The 14,508-nt window shown below is 62.3% G+C and carries 13 protein-coding genes; 2 read left to right on the plus strand and 11 right to left on the minus strand.

What is annotated here, in order from left to right; all coding sequences use genetic code 11:
• From proV to IWX85_RS11500, 9 genes are all read right to left on the minus strand, one after another.
• On the minus strand, positions 1–1,215 hold the full coding sequence (gene proV, locus IWX85_RS11460; RefSeq protein ID WP_036804813.1) for a glycine betaine/L-proline ABC transporter ATP-binding protein ProV: 1,215 nt from the start codon (positions 1,213–1,215) through the stop codon (positions 1–3).
• 630 nt (positions 1,216–1,845) lie between these two features.
• Positions 1,846–2,193 carry a Na+/H+ antiporter subunit G gene (locus tag IWX85_RS11465; protein ID WP_036812254.1) on the minus strand — a complete coding sequence of 116 codons (348 nt, stop codon included), beginning with the start codon at positions 2,191–2,193 and terminating at the stop codon, positions 1,846–1,848.
• A gap of 16 nt (positions 2,194–2,209) precedes the next feature.
• The gene (locus IWX85_RS11470) at positions 2,210–2,491 is read right to left on the minus strand and encodes a K+/H+ antiporter subunit F (protein WP_196869811.1); all 282 of its coding nucleotides are present in this window, start codon (positions 2,489–2,491) and stop codon (positions 2,210–2,212) included.
• The gene (locus IWX85_RS11475) at positions 2,488–3,051 is read right to left on the minus strand and encodes a Na+/H+ antiporter subunit E (RefSeq protein ID WP_196869812.1); all 564 of its coding nucleotides are present in this window, start codon (positions 3,049–3,051) and stop codon (positions 2,488–2,490) included. Before IWX85_RS11475 ends, IWX85_RS11470 begins: the two co-directional genes overlap by 4 nt.
• Positions 3,048–4,706, minus strand: coding sequence for a monovalent cation/H+ antiporter subunit D (locus IWX85_RS11480; RefSeq protein WP_196869813.1), 1,659 nt, complete (start codon positions 4,704–4,706; stop codon positions 3,048–3,050). The genes IWX85_RS11475 and IWX85_RS11480 overlap by 4 nt, the downstream gene beginning before the upstream one ends.
• Positions 4,703–5,068 carry a Na+/H+ antiporter subunit C gene (locus IWX85_RS11485; RefSeq protein ID WP_036804809.1) on the minus strand — a complete coding sequence of 122 codons (366 nt, stop codon included), beginning with the start codon at positions 5,066–5,068 and terminating at the stop codon, positions 4,703–4,705. Before IWX85_RS11485 ends, IWX85_RS11480 begins: the two co-directional genes overlap by 4 nt.
• Positions 5,065–7,923 carry a monovalent cation/H+ antiporter subunit A gene (locus tag IWX85_RS11490; protein WP_196869814.1) on the minus strand — a complete coding sequence of 953 codons (2,859 nt, stop codon included), beginning with the start codon at positions 7,921–7,923 and terminating at the stop codon, positions 5,065–5,067. Before IWX85_RS11490 ends, IWX85_RS11485 begins: the two co-directional genes overlap by 4 nt.
• A gap of 120 nt (positions 7,924–8,043) precedes the next feature.
• On the minus strand, positions 8,044–9,132 hold the full coding sequence (locus tag IWX85_RS11495; RefSeq protein ID WP_196869815.1) for a calcium/sodium antiporter: 1,089 nt from the start codon (positions 9,130–9,132) through the stop codon (positions 8,044–8,046).
• Positions 9,133–9,151: 19 nt separating this feature from the next.
• The gene (locus IWX85_RS11500) at positions 9,152–9,751 is read right to left on the minus strand and encodes a YqhA family protein (RefSeq protein WP_036804803.1); all 600 of its coding nucleotides are present in this window, start codon (positions 9,749–9,751) and stop codon (positions 9,152–9,154) included.
• Between the two features lie 146 nt (positions 9,752–9,897).
• Between IWX85_RS11500 and acs the strand changes: the two genes are divergently transcribed.
• Positions 9,898–11,892: an acetate--CoA ligase gene (gene acs, locus IWX85_RS11505; protein WP_196869816.1), complete on the plus strand. Its 1,995-nt coding sequence runs from the start codon at positions 9,898–9,900 to the stop codon at positions 11,890–11,892.
• 111 nt (positions 11,893–12,003) lie between these two features.
• Here the strand turns inward: acs and IWX85_RS11510 are convergent, their stop codons facing one another.
• Entirely contained in the window at positions 12,004–12,324 is a 321-nt protein-coding gene (locus tag IWX85_RS11510; RefSeq protein ID WP_370584267.1) for a c-type cytochrome, read from the minus strand.
• 126 nt (positions 12,325–12,450) lie between these two features.
• On the opposite strand from IWX85_RS11510, the gene IWX85_RS11515 reads away from it, so the two are divergent.
• Positions 12,451–12,693, plus strand: a complete 243-nt coding sequence (locus tag IWX85_RS11515; protein ID WP_196869817.1) for a TIGR04438 family Trp-rich protein — start codon at positions 12,451–12,453, stop codon at positions 12,691–12,693.
• A 103-nt stretch (positions 12,694–12,796) separates the two neighbouring features.
• Here the strand turns inward: IWX85_RS11515 and ilvD are convergent, their stop codons facing one another.
• Positions 12,797–14,491 carry a dihydroxy-acid dehydratase gene (gene ilvD / locus IWX85_RS11520; protein WP_036804797.1) on the minus strand — a complete coding sequence of 565 codons (1,695 nt, stop codon included), beginning with the start codon at positions 14,489–14,491 and terminating at the stop codon, positions 12,797–12,799.
• Between the last annotated feature and the right edge of the window lie 17 nt (positions 14,492–14,508).

Genomic DNA, 14,508 nt, shown 5'->3' on the forward strand with positions numbered 1-14,508 from the left:
TCACTGTGCGGGCACGGAAGGGGTGTCGCGGTCAAGGAATTTCAGCAGCGTGGTTTTGCTGATGGCGCCTCGGAACTTCCCGTCAGGCGCTGTCACCGGCACGGGGTAAGGGCACTGCGCGACCTGGCCATACAGGCCGTTGACCGAATCGTCAGCGGCTATCGGCAGCACGTCAGGCAAAAAGGCGTGCGCCAGGCCCAGCGGTCCGACATGGCCATGCAGCGCCTTGCGCAGCGAATCTGCCGAGACGACGCCAAGGTACTGATCCTTGGGGCTGACCACATAGGCGTATTCCCGGTCCCGGTCTTCCAGCATCTTGAGCGCGGCACGCGAGCCGCTGTTGGCGTGTTCGGCGACCACGATCTGGGACCTTCGGGCAATGTCGGCGGCTTTGAAGACGGCCGCGGCATCGACCCCGTGGGTGAAGCTGCGCACATAGGCGTCAGCCGGGTTGCGCAAAATCTCGTCCGGCGTGCCGACCTGCACCACGTGGCCATCCTTCATGATGGCAATGCGGTCACCGATGCGCATGGCCTCGTCCAGGTCGTGCGAGATGAAGACGATGGTGCGGCGCTTGACCTGCTGCAGGCGCAGCAGCTCGGACTGCATTTCGGTGCGGATGATCGGGTCCAGCGCTGAAAACGCCTCGTCCATCAGCAAGATGGACGGGTCCGAGGCCAGCGCGCGGGCCAGGCCCACGCGCTGCTGCATGCCGCCCGACAGTTCGTCGGGGTAGCTGGAACCCCAGCCGGCCAGACCGACCTGGTCGAGGGCCTGGTCGGCTGCCGCATGGCGCTCGGCGCGGTTCACGCCGGCCAGTTCCAGGCCCAGCGCGGTGTTGTCCCGCACCGTCATGTGCGGCATCAGTGCGAACGACTGGAACACCATGCTGATGTCCTTGCGTCGCAGGGCACGCAGCTGTTTGTCGGTCAGGTTGCCGATGTCGGCGCCATCGATCAGGATGCGGCCGGCGGTGGGTTCGATCAGCAGGTTGAGCAGGCGCACCAGTGTGGACTTGCCTGAACCCGACAGGCCCATGACGACGAAGATCTCGCCCGCCTCGATGGTCAGGCTGGCGTCGAAAACGCCGATCGTGGCGCCGGTGCGGGCCAGGATTTCTTCCTTGGTGCAGCCTTGGTTGACGAGTTCAAGGGCGGCTTGCGGTTCGTCGCCGAAAACCTTGAACACATGGTCGATGATGATTTGTTTGGCCATGCGGGTGGACTTTCTGTTGTGGGGTGAAGGGAATAATCAACTTGCCTGCAGGATTGCCATGCAAGAGACTCCTGAATTTTTCCAAGATCGGGTAGCCACGCCGGTGGCACAACGAACACCGGAGGGCCGGAAAAGGCGGAAGGACACATCGCTGTGACCTGTTGGCTTTCATGGCATGCCATGGAGTGCGTTTCAGCAAAAGAGGTCTGGACAGAGGACTTTTGAATAACGCAGGCGCTGTGCGGTGCACGGCGCGGGCAGGAAGGCAAAAGATCTTGTCGGCACGACAAAATCCGCAATACCTTGCCGGGGTGTAGCTTTGTAAAAGCGGAACTACCTATGTTTTGGGTAGTAAGAAAGTCACTAATTATATCGATTAGCTATTTTAAAGTCAACAGCCATGGTTTTTTCGCTGACCAAGCCAGGCATGGCCAGTGTTGATGCTAAAAATCTTTGTTTGTCTTCGCTATTAAAAAAATAGCATTTTTCGCATGCCGGATAGACGCATGGAGCTCAATTGGCTTGAAAATTTGGTCGGGTCAGTGGCAGGGCAGAGGTGGGCGGCGCTGCAGACCGAGGGAGATGGTCAAAGAAGGTCTGGCCACAAGGTAGGTAGACGTCATTACGGGCTCAGGAAGACTGGCGCCCGGGCACGGCGTCATCGGGGGGAAGCACCTTGCCGGGAACGAGCAGGTGCAGCGCCGCCTGCGCCATCATGTTCGCCGAGACCGGGGCGGTCACAAACACGAACAGGGTGATCAACAGTTCCGCAAAACCGGCGCGTCCCTGGTCGGCGGCCAGCAGCATGCTGGCCAGCAGCAGGCCACCGATGCCCAGAGTCGAAGCCTTGGTTGGGGCATGCAGGCGCATGAAAAAGTCGGGCAGACGCACCAGGCCAATCGCACCCACCAGCAGGAAAAAAGCGCCTACCAGCAGCAAGACTGCGGCCAGCCCTTCGATAACAGGATGAAGCGCCATGGTCATTCCTTTTGTTTCATTCGATGACGTCGCCGCGCGTCAGGTAACGTGCCAGCGCCACAGTGGAGACGAAACCCAGCATCGCGATGATCAGTGCCGCCTCGAAGAGCAGCGCGGTGTGCAGGCGGATGCCCAGCAACACCACCAGCGCCACGGCGTTGATGTAAAGCGTGTCAATGGCCAGCACACGATCGACGACATGGGGGCCGCGCACCAGGCGCCAGGCGCACAGCAGCAGGGCCAGCGACACCGCGCCCGTGGCAATGTCGAGCGCCAGCGCCAGGAGGTTGATGTTCATGGGCCTTCTCCTTTTTTCGCGGTTTGCTTTGTGTTGTATGTTTTGCCTGTGTTCTGCAGCGGGCATTCAAAGATCGCCAGCAGCGGGCGCTCGTAGCGCGTCTGGATGTCGGCCACCATCTGCGCGGGATCGGTGCAGTTCAGTGCGTGAACCAGAATAGAGCAACTCTTTTCGTCGATGGTGCACGACACCGTGCCAGGCGTGGTGGTGATGATGCTGGCGAGCAGCGAAATGGCGGTGGGGTGGCTGAGCGCCAGCGGCACCGTGATCCAGGCGGGCTGCAGCCGCGATATCGGACCCAGCACCAGCCGCGCCACCGTGATGTTGGACACCACGATGTCCCACAGCACGACCCCCAGCAGCCGCACGGCCGGCAACCAGCGCATGGGCTCGGAGATGGGCAAGAAACCGTGCAGCAGGCGCGGCACGGCCAGGCCGATCAGGACCGCCGAAATCAGGTGAAAGGGTGCCAGCGTGTGTTGCAGCAACAGCCAGCTGACAGCCAGGAGTATTGACAGCCAGGGGTGTCCGAACCAGCGTGACTTTTCTGTCTTGTTCATGGCTTTTCTTTCTGCGCAGGCAACACCACTTCTCCTGCGCCAGCCTTGTAAGGTCGGGCCGTGTCGGCAGCAGTCCCGCCTACACGGCCCAGCACGGCTTGCGCATAGGCGGCCCGGTCAGTCAGTTGAAGCGCCGCCGCATCGGTGTAGCGCTTGAGCGGCGAGGCCGCCACGGCCAGCAGCAGGCTCAAACCGAGCAGGCCCAGCGTGGCGCGTGTCAGGCGCAAACTGGTGCCGGCGCGAATCGACACCGTGCCAGTTGGCCGTTCGGGCAGGACGTTCCAGAAAAGAATGGAGCCTGCGCGCGCCAGGCCGACCATCGTCATGACGCTGGTCACCAGCACCACGCTCCATACCCACGCATGGGCGGGCGTCAAGGACGAGCTTTCAAGAATCATGAGCTTGCCCAGAAAGCCGGGCAGCGGCGGCAGGCCGGCCACGGAGGCGGCGCCCAGCAGCGTCATCATTCCCAGCAAAATGGGCTGGGCTACAGGCGCCGCAGGTTGCAGCCGGTCACCTGAATCGCCACGCTGGGAGGCCACCAGTTCGACCAGCAGGAACAGCGCCGCCGCCACCAGCGTACTGTGCATCATGTAGTAGAGCGCTGCCGACAGGGCGGCCGGTGTGTACAGCCCGACCGCCGCCAGGATGGTGCCGACCGAGGCTACCGCGAGGTAAGCCACCAGCCGCGCCAGGCTGTGCGCGGCCAGCGCGCCCAACACGCCCAGCACAACCGTTGTTAGCGCCACGGGCAGCAGCCAGGACTGGGCCGCCAGCGCGGCATGTCCCGCGCCTTCGCCCAAAATCACACCATGCACACGAATGATGCTGTACACGCCGACCTTGGTCATGATGGCAAACATCGCGGTGACCGGCGCACTGGCTGCGGCGTAGGTGTTGGGCAGCCACAGGTAGAGCGGCACGATGGCCGCCTTCAGGCCGAACACCACCAGCAGCACCATGGCGCCAGACTTGAACAGCGCGGCCTCTTCAGGGCCGAGCCGGGCAACGCGCAGCGCCAGATCCGCCATGTTGAGCGTGCCCGCCACGCCGTAAATAATGGCCAGACCCACCAGAAACAGTGCCGAGGCCACCAGGTTCAGCACGACATAGTGAACGCCAGCCCTGAAGCGCTCGCGGCCCTGGCCATGCACCAGCAGCACATACGACGCGATCAGCAGCACTTCAAAAAATACGAACAGGTTGAACAGGTCGCCGGTCACGAAGGCACCCGACAGGCCCATGAGCAGAAAGTGGAACAGGGTGTGAAAGTGCCGTCCGCGCGCATCCCAGCCGCCGGCGGCATACCAGAGCACAGGGACGGCAATGGTCCAGGTCAAGGCCAGCATCATGGCGCTCAGTCGGTCGATGACCAGCACGATGCCAAAGGGCGCGGGCCAGCCGCCCAGGGGGTAAATGTTCAGGACGCCTGAAGAGGCCTCGGTCATGAGTCGCCAGGCCAGCACGGCGCCCAGCACCACCGAGGCAAAGCTGAGCAGCCGCCTGCGTTGCTGTAACTTGCCGCCGTGGCTGGCCTCGCCGCCCTCGTCGCCCATGAGGAGCAGGGCGACTGCGGTAAACATCGGCAGCAGCACCGGCAACACCGGCAGGTGCGTGGAAAAAAATACGTTCAGAAGGTCAGTCGAGTAATTCATGCCGTATCGTCCCGGGCATGGCCTGGGCGGTGGCCGGGCTCATGCCCATCCACATGGTCGCTGTCCGATTCATGGCGGCTGCGCAGTGCCAGTTCAATCACAAAGCCGGTGGTGGCAAAGCCGATCACGATGGCCGTGAGCACCAGCGCCTGCGGCAGCGGGTCGGCAACGCGGCCGGTGGCGGTCAGGATGGGCGCCGCATCCTGCCAGAGTCGGCCCATGGCAAAGATGAACACATTGACGGCATAACCCAGCAGGCTCATACCTAGCACCACAGGCCAGGTGCGTCCGCGCAGGACAAGGTAAATGCCGGTGGCGGTGACAGCGCCAATGCCGCTGGCCACCAGGAATTCGAGACTCATGGTTGAACTCCTTTGTTGGGGCTTGGCAACGGGGCCGCACCGGTTTCGCGGGACACGGTGCCCAGGGTGGACAGCGTCAGCAGCGTGGCGCCGACCACAGTGATGTACACGCCCAGGTCGAACAGCGCGGCTGTAGCCAGCGGCAACTCGCCCAGCAGCGGCACGAAAGGATGGCCGTGGGCACTGGTCAGGAAAGGCTGGCCCAGCGCGAAAGCGCCGATGCCCGTCAGCCCGGCAATGCCCAGCCCCAGGCCGATCCAGCGCACGAAGCGGCCTCCGCCATCCGCCCCCAGCAGCGCCTCGGCACGCGACTGGCCCCTGGCCATGTACTGAAGCACCAGCGCTACTGCGGTGATCAGCCCGGCAATGAAGCCGCCGCCCGGCTGGTTGTGGCCGCGCATGAAGATATAAAGCGTGACCACCAGCGCCAGTGGAAGCACCATGCGCGCCGCCACGCGCAGCATCAACGGCTGATGGGCAAAAGTCCAGGGCAGGCCGCTGCCGTCCGTCACCGGGCGGCGTGTGCGCATGCCGTCCATCAGCGCCAGCACGCCGACGGCGGCAATCGCCAGTACGGTGATTTCGCCAAAGGTGTCATAACCCCGGAAGTCCACCAGGATCACGTTGACCACATTCGTGCCGCCGCCGGCCACCGCCGAGTTGTTCAGGAAATACCAGGCAATCGAGTCATGGTCGCGCGTCAGCATCACCCAGGCCAGCCAGGCCATGCCCGAGCCGCCGCCCAGCGCCAGAACGCCATCGCGCAGCCGGCGGGCCCTGGTGGATTCGCGCGGCGTTTGCCGGGGCAGCAGCGCCAGGCCCATGAGCAGCAGCACGGTAGCGACCACTTCCACGGTGAGCTGCGTGAGCGCCAGGTCGGGCGCCGACAGGCTGACGAAGGTCAGGGAAGTGACCAGCCCGATCACCCCGGCCACGACGACTGACTGGAAGCGGTCATGGTGGCGCAAGGCCAGCCATGCACACGCCATCAGCAGCAGACCCCAGAGCACCAGCGCCGGCAGGCTGACGGGAAGCAGCGTGCGCGAACCGGTGCCCGGCGCATCGCCCGACAAGAACGGCGAGGCAGCCACCACCAGAGTGGCGATCAGCATCCAGGCAATGTAGCGCTGCAGGGAATAGGTCTCCAGCAGCGCGGTGATGCGGCCCGCGCTGCCAAACAGGCGGTCGATGCCGCGCGTGAACAGCTTCAGCCCGGTCAGCAGGCCGAACCAGTTTTCGGAATCCAGGCGGTGCAGCCGGCCACCGCGCGCCAGGGTGAAATACACGGCGGCACCTCCGGCCAGCGCCAGCATGCTTAGCACCAGAGGCAGGTTGAATCCGTGCCAGATCGCCAGCTGGAATTCCGGCGGCGCGGTGCCCAGCATGGCGGTGGCGGCCACCAGCACCATCGGCCCCAGGAGAAGCGAAGGCAGGATGCCGACCGCAATGCAGACCAGCGCCAGCAAGATCACCGGCATCTTCATGCCCAGCGGCGGTTCATGCGGATGCGGGTGCGGCAGGTTGCGTGCCGGTCCGTTGAAAAAGATGTCGTGAACCAGCCGCACCGAGTAGGCCACGCTGAGCAGCGCGGCCAGTGTGGCAACGGCCGGCACCAGCCAGCGCCAGCCGCCCGCCTGAGCGAAAGTCACGCTCTCGGTCAGGAACATTTCCTTGGACAAAAAGCCGTTGAACAGCGGCACGCCCGCCATGGAGGCGGCCGCTATCATGGCCAGCGTCGCGGTCCAGGGCATGAGATGGCGCAGTCCGCCGAGCAGGCGCATGTCGCGCGTGCCGGTTTCATGGTCGATGATGCCGGCAATCATGAACAGCGAGGCCTTGAAGCTGGCATGGTTCAGAATGTGGAACAGCGCCGCGACCGCCGCCAGCGGCGAGCCCAGGCCAATCAAAAACGTGATCAGCCCCAAGTGGCTGATGGTCGAGTAGGCCAGCAGGGCCTTGAGGTCGTGCTTGAAAATCGCAATGAAGGCGGCAAACGCCATGGTCACCAGTCCGGTGGTGCTGACCAGGCCGGCAAACAGCTCAGTGCCGCCAATGATGGGTGTCAGGCGGGCCAGCAGGAAAATGCCGGCCTTGACCATGGTGGCCGAATGCAGATAGGCTGACACCGGCGTGGGCGCCGCCATGGCCTGCGGCAGCCAGAAGTGAAAAGGGAACTGCGCGCTTTTGGTGAAACAGCCGAGCAGGATCAAAATCAGCGCGGCGGGGTAGCGAGCGTCAAGCTGGATTTGCGCCCCCTGGCCAATCATCTGGCTCAGTTCATAAGTGCCGGCAATCTGGCCCAACAGGATGAAGCCGCCCAGCATGGCCAGGCCGCCGCCGCCGGTGATGGCCAGCGCCATGCGTGCGCCTTCGCGCGCATCGGCCCGATGCTGCCAGTAGCCGACCAGCAAGAACGACGAGATGCTGGTGAGTTCCCAGAACACGATCAGCAGCAGCAGGTTGTCCGACAGCGCAATCCCCAGCATCGCCGCCATGAACAGCATCAGCGTGCTGTAGAACTTGCCGACCGGATCGTCCTTGCCAAGGTAGAAGTGCGCGTACAGGATGATCAGCAGGCCGATGCCGGTGATCAGCAGCGCGAACATGAGCGACAGGCCATCGAGCCGCAATCCCAGGTTCAGGCCGATTTCCGGCACCCAGGGGATGAATTCGTAGAGCACTTCGCCGCGCATCACGGCAGGCGCTCGGATCAGCAGCAACGCCAGGCTGGCGGCAGTGACTGCCGCGGCCAGCCAGGCTGTGCGGCCACGGGCGCCCGCAGACCGTTGAGCGCCGGACCAGCCGGTGAGGAGGGTTCCAGCCAGCAGTGGCAAGAGAATGATCAGGAGTAACAAGGTTTGGAAGCGTCCTTTGGCGAGCGGTCATTTTAGTGGGCTGGTTTTTACGGCCCGCGCATGTGAAATTGATCCCCCGGCAAGACGCCTGCGTCCCCGGCGGGCCTTACGGGCCGGTACTCAGCGCGGGCGATCCGGGGTCTTTTCACGCCGTATCAACACCACGATCAGCGTGATGAGCGTGATCGGAATCACGAAACTCATCATGGCCGTCGAGAACGCACCCAGTGCCGCATGCTGCTGCGTGGCCAGAATCAGGTAAGCGACGTAGGCGGCATAGTAAAGAACAAAGACGCCGCCTTCCCAGCGGGCAATTTCGCGCCCGGTCATGAAAATCGGCAGGCAGGCCAGTGACACGGCAATCATCACCCAGATGTCGAAGTTCAGGATGGCGGTCGGCATCGCCAGGCCCAGATCACCCGAGACAACGCCCGCCAGCCCCGCGCAGCCCAGGATGTTGAAGGTGCTGCTGCCGACCACGTTGCCGACCGCGATGTCGCGCTCGCCCTTGATGGCCGCCATGACCGAGGTCGCCACTTCGGGCATGGATGTTCCGGCGGCCACGATGGTCAGGCCAATCACCAGGTCGCTCACGCCCAGCGCCTTGGCAAAAATGGTCGATGCCGTGACCAGCCAGTCCGAACCAAGCACCAGCAGGCCCAGGCCGGCAACGATCAGCAGCAGCTGGGCCGGAAGTTTCGAGTCCCAGCCGCCTGGCGCAGCGGGTGTGAATTCAGCCGAATAATGGTTTTGTGCGGCCTTGCTTTCGGCGCGCGACTGCACGATCAGAAACACCGTGTAGGCCAGTACCAGGGAAAACAAAACCGCCCCATCCATCAGGCTGATCCGACCGTCCAGGCCCAGCGCCAGCAGCAGCAGCGACGCCCCGATCATGATGGGGACTTCCTGACGGATCAGCTGAATGTTGACGATCAAGGGCGTGATCAGCGCCGACACGCCCAGCACGAACAACACGTTAAAAATGTTGCTGCCGACCACGTTGCCAATGGCAATGTCGGTCTGGCCGTTCAGCACCGCAGCCGTCGATACAGCCATTTCAGGCGCGCTGGTGCCGAAAGCCACGATCGTCAGGCCCACCACCAGCGGCGAGATGCCGAACGACAGCGCCAGCTTCGATGCGCCCCGGACCAGCAGCTCAGCGCCCAGAACCAGTCCGATCAGGCCGCCGATGAAGAGCAGGAGGGTCATGTGAAGTATTTCGAAGGATTCAGTAGGGTTTCTGGCTGTGCGACATCATCCGGTCGGTTGCGGCAATCGCCAGGGCGCTGAGCAGGAAGGTGATGTGGATCACTGTTTGCGCAATCAGCACCCGGTCGGTGTAGTTGTCTGCATTGATGAAGGTCTTGAGCAGGTGAATCGAGCTGATGCCGATGATGGCGGTGGCCAGCTTGACCTTGAGCACGGAAGCATTCACATGGCTCAGCCACTCCGGCTGGTCACGGTGGCCTTCCAGGTCCAGGCGGCTGACAAAGGTTTCATAACCCCCGACGATCACCATGATCAGCAGGTTGGAAATCATGACCACGTCAATCAACGCCAGCACCACCAGCATGATGACGGTCTCGTTCAGCGTGGTCACGGGCGCGCTGGTCTTGTAGCCAATGCTCGTGATCAGCGCCTGCAAGGCCGTCTGGCTGCCAAAGACCGCCTCGATCAGGTGCAGCAATTCCACCAGGAAATGGAAGACATAGACACCCTGGGCCGCGATCAGCCCCAGATACAGCGGAACCTGCAGCCAGCGGCTGGCGAAGATCAGGTTGGGCAAAGGCCGAAGCGATATGAGTTTTTTGGGGGGAGGTAGAGACATGGGGAAAACCGTTGCTGAAGGTTGGGAATTGTAGGACGCGCCGAACCCCTGCCGAATTACATGGATTAAGCTGGAAGCACGTCAGTGGCCTGTAAGTGCGAGGGCCGAAAGTACGCTCGATTCAATGACCCAAGGAGACATGATTAATGAGCACCCCTGACAATTCCATCCAGTCCACATTGGTTGAAAACCGCGTGTTTCCACCCAGCGCTGCCATCATGCAGTCAGCCCGTATTTCCGGCATGGAGGGCTACAACGCCCTGTGCGCGGAAGCCGCAAACGATTTCGAAGGTTTCTGGGCCCGGCTGGCGCGTGAAAACCTGAGCTGGAACAAGCCGTTCACCCAGGTGCTGGATGAATCCAATGCTCCGTTCTACCAATGGTTTGCCGATGGCGAGTTGAATGCCTCCTACAACTGTCTGGACCGCCACCTGGGCACGCCGACGGAAAGCAAGAAGGCCATCATTTTTGAGAGCGACGACGGCCAGGTCACCAACGTCACCTACAAGGAACTGCACGCCAGGGTCAGCCAGTTTGCCAGCGCGCTCAAGGAAATGGGTGTGCACAAGGGCGACCGCGTCGTCATCTACATGCCGATGACAATTGAAGGCATTGTCGCCATGCAGGCCTGTGCCCGCATCGGTGCCACGCATTCTGTGGTGTTCGGCGGCTTTTCGGCCAAGAGCCTGCAGGAACGCATCCAGGACGCCGGCGCCGTGGCGGTCATCACCGCCAACTATCAGTTGCGCGGCGGCAAGGAGCTGCCGCTCAAGGCCATCGTCGATGACGGCATTGCGATGGGCGGCTGCGAGTCGATCAAGAACGTAATCGTTTACCAACGCACACCGACCGCGTGCAACATGGTCGAAGGCCGCGACAGCCTGATGCACGAAGTCACCGCCAAGGCGAACCCGGTGTGCGAGCCCGAATTCGTCGGTGCCGAGCATCCGCTGTTCGTGCTCTACACCTCCGGCTCCACCGGCAAACCCAAGGGCGTGCAGCACAGCACCGGCGGCTACCTGCTGTGGGCCAAGCTGACGATGGACTGGACCTTCGATCTGCAACCATCCGACGTGTTCTGGTGCACCGCCGACATCGGCTGGATCACCGGCCACACCTATATCACCTACGGCCCGCTGGCGGCCGGTGCCACGCAGGTGGTATTCGAAGGCATTCCGACCTACCCGAACGCCGGCCGCTTCTGGCAGATGATCGAAAAGCACAAGGTCACGATCTTCTACACCGCGCCGACTGCCATCCGCTCGCTGATCAAGGCAGCCGATGCCGATGCGGCCGTGCATCCTGACCGCTCTGACCTGAGCAGCCTGCGCATTTTGGGCTCGGTGGGCGAACCGATCAACCCCGAAGCCTGGATGTGGTACTACAAGCACATCGGCCACGAGCGCTGCCCGGTGGTCGACACCTTCTGGCAGACCGAGACCGGCGGCCACATGATCACGCCGCTTCCTGGTGCTACACCGCTGGTTCCCGGCAGTTGCACGCTGCCGCTGCCCGGCATCATGGCCGCCATCGTCGATGAAACCGGCAACGACGTGCCCAACGGTTCGGGAGGCATGCTGGTCGTCAAGCGCCCCTGGCCGTCGATGATCCGCACCATCTGGAACGATCCGGAGCGTTTCAAGAAAAGCTACTTCCCTGAAGAAATGGGCGGCAAGCTTTATTTGGCCGGCGATGGCGCCGTGCGCAATATCGACAATGGCTACTTCCGCATCACCGGCCGCATCGACGACGTGCTGAACGTGTCGGGCCATCGCATGGGCACGATGGAAATCGAGTCGGCACTCGTGGCGCATCCGCTGGTGGCCGAAGCCGCCGTGGTAGGCCGTCCTGACGACCTGACCGGCGAGGCTATCGTGGCTTTCGTGGTGCTCAAGCGTTCACGTCCCACTGGCGATGAAGGCAAGGCGATAGCCAAAGAGTTGCGCGACTGGGTTGGCAAGGAAATCGGACCTATTGCCAAGCCCAAGGACATTCGCTTTGGCGACAACCTGCCCAAGACGCGCAGCGGCAAGATCATGCGCCGGCTGCTGCGGGGCGTAGCCAAGGGCGAGACGGCACCACAAGACACCTCGACGCTTGAAAATCCGGCGATTCTGGAGCAACTGACGCAAAACCTTTAACGTTTTTGCAGGGCCGACTGGATCGGCCCATAAAAAAAGCCCGTCAATCGACGGGCTTTTTTTTAGCTGCCAGTGTGCGGTCCGCTGCTTCGGCGACCACACGCAGCGTGGTCACTTTTGCGCCAGAATCCAGGCGACCAGTTGCTTGGCCTCTGCTGGCGTGACCTGCGCATTTGCCGGCATTGGCACAGGCCCCCAGACGCCAGCCCCTCCCTTGAGGACTTTGGCCTCCAGTTTTGCCACAGCGTCAGCCTGTCCTGCATATTTGGCCGCCACGTCCTTGTAAGAAGGTCCGACCAGTTTTTTATCAACGGCGTGGCAGGCCATGCAGTTTTTGGCCGTCGCCAGTTGCAAGTCAGCCATGGCCGGCGCACAGACTGCAAAACCTGCCGCCACGGAAGCAAATGCCAAAAGAGTGCGCTTCAGTTTCATGGGATGCCTCATTCGTAAAGGGTGATGGATTCGGTTACAGTGATTTAACGTGATTGTAGAGGCGGGCGTTGACTGTGAACCACGGTCACCACCCGCAGGCGGCCCGTCCGATTTCAGGAGTTCGGCATGTATTTGTTAATGATTGGCGTTTTGGGACTGGTTTTGAAATACCTGCAAACCGAACCCGTGGCCGGTTGGAGTTGGTGGCTGGTTTTGTCGCCGTTTGCGCTGGCTGCCGTCTGGTGGGCATGGGCTGACGCTTCGGGTTATACCAAGCGCAAGGAGATTGAAAAGATGGATTACCGCAAGAAAAAACGCATTGACAGGCAGCGCACGGCCTTGGGCCTGACATCCAAAAAACGGCTTTGAAGTCGTCGGTTGACATTCGCTATACAGCGGCCTTGACGAAGGTAAAAAGCCCGTGAAGTTTGTAACTCACGGGCTTTTGACGTCGCTGTTCAGGGCTCAGGCATCAATAGTCGTCAAGTACGGCACCCTTGCTGGCGCTTGATGCGTTGAATGCGAACTTGGCCTGCACGCCGCGCGTGTAGCGCGCAGCGGGGGCTGTCCAGCCGACCTTGCGGCTTTCAAGTTCGGCATCGCTGATGTTGAGTTGCAGCAGCAACTGGTTGGCATCAATCGTGATCGAATCACCTTCGCGGATGAACGCAATGTTCCCGCCAGCCGCCGCTTCGGGCGCCACATGGCCGACAACCATACCCCAGGTGCCGCCCGAGAACCGTCCGTCGGTAATCAAGCCGACGCTTTCGCCCAGGCCGGCGCCTATCAGTGCGCCCGTGGGTGCCAGCATTTCCGGCATGCCGGGGCCGCCCTTGGGACCGAGGTAGCGCAGCACCATCACATCGCCCGCCACGATCTTGCCGTCCAGAATCGCCTTCAGTCCGGACTGCTCATCCTCGAACACGCGCGCCGGGCCGGTCATGACCGGATTCTTCAGGCCGGTGATCTTGGCCACGCAGCCTTCGGGCGAGAGGTTGCCTTTCAAAATTGCCAAATGGCCATGGGCATACATCGGCTTGTCGATGGGGCGAATCACGTCTTGGTCGGCGCGCGGCGCATCGGGCACGTCTGAAAGCACTTCGGCAATCGTCTGGCCCGAAATGGTGATGCAGTCGCCATGCAGCAGGCCGGCAACCAGCAGCATTTTCATGACCTGCGGAATGCCGCCCGCCTGGTGCAGGTCCACCGCCAGGTACTCGCCCGAAGGTTTCAAGTTGCACAGCACCGGCGTTTTCTGGCGCACACGCTCGAAGTCGTCAATGGTCCATTCGACGCCGGCCGCATGGGCAATGGCCAGGAAATGCAGCACCGCATTGGTCGAGCCGCCGGTGGCCATGATGACAGCCACGGCGTTCTCGATGGACTTGCGGGTCACGATGTCGCAGGGCTTGATGTCTTTCTTGACCGCCTCGATCAGCACCCGGGCCGATTCTTGCGCAGAATTGAGCTTTTCGTCATGTGGATTGGCCATGGTGCTGGAGTAGGGCAGCGAAATGCCCAAAGCCTCGAACGCGCTGGACATGGTGTTGGCGGTGTACATGCCGCCGCAACTGCCGGTGCCGGGAATGGCGCGGCGCTCGATCTGCAGCAGGTCTTCGTCGCTCAGGCGGCCGGCGGCGTTTTCGCCCACGGCTTCAAACACGCTGACGATGTTCAGGTCCTTGCCCTTGTAGTGGCCCGGCAGAATCGTGCCGCCGTAGACATAGATGGCCGGCACGTTGGCGCGCAGCATGCCCATCAGGCCGCCGGGCATGTTCTTGTCGCAGCCGCCGATGACCAGCACGCCGTCCATCCACTGGCCCTGCACGCAGGTTTCGATGCAGTCCGAAATGACTTCGCGGCTGACCAGCGAATACTTCATGCCTTCAGTGCCCATGGCCATGCCGTCGGAAATCGTTGGCGTGCCAAACACCTGCGCATTGCCGCCGGCTTCCTCGATCGCGGCAATGGCTGCGTCGGCCAACTTTTGCAGGCCACTGTTGCACGGCGTGATGGTGCTGTGGCCGTTGGCCACGCCGATCATCGGCTTCTTGAAATCGCTTTCCTCGTAGCCCATGGCGTAGTACATGGAGCGGTTGGGCGCGCGCGACTTGCCCTCGGTGATATTGGCCGACCGGCGGTTGATGGCGATGACTTTGGTTTCCATGGGCTTGCCTTGATGGG

It is taken from the genome of Polaromonas sp. CG_9.11 (assembly GCF_015752225.1).
Lineage (GTDB): Bacteria > Pseudomonadota > Gammaproteobacteria > Burkholderiales > Burkholderiaceae_C > Polaromonas.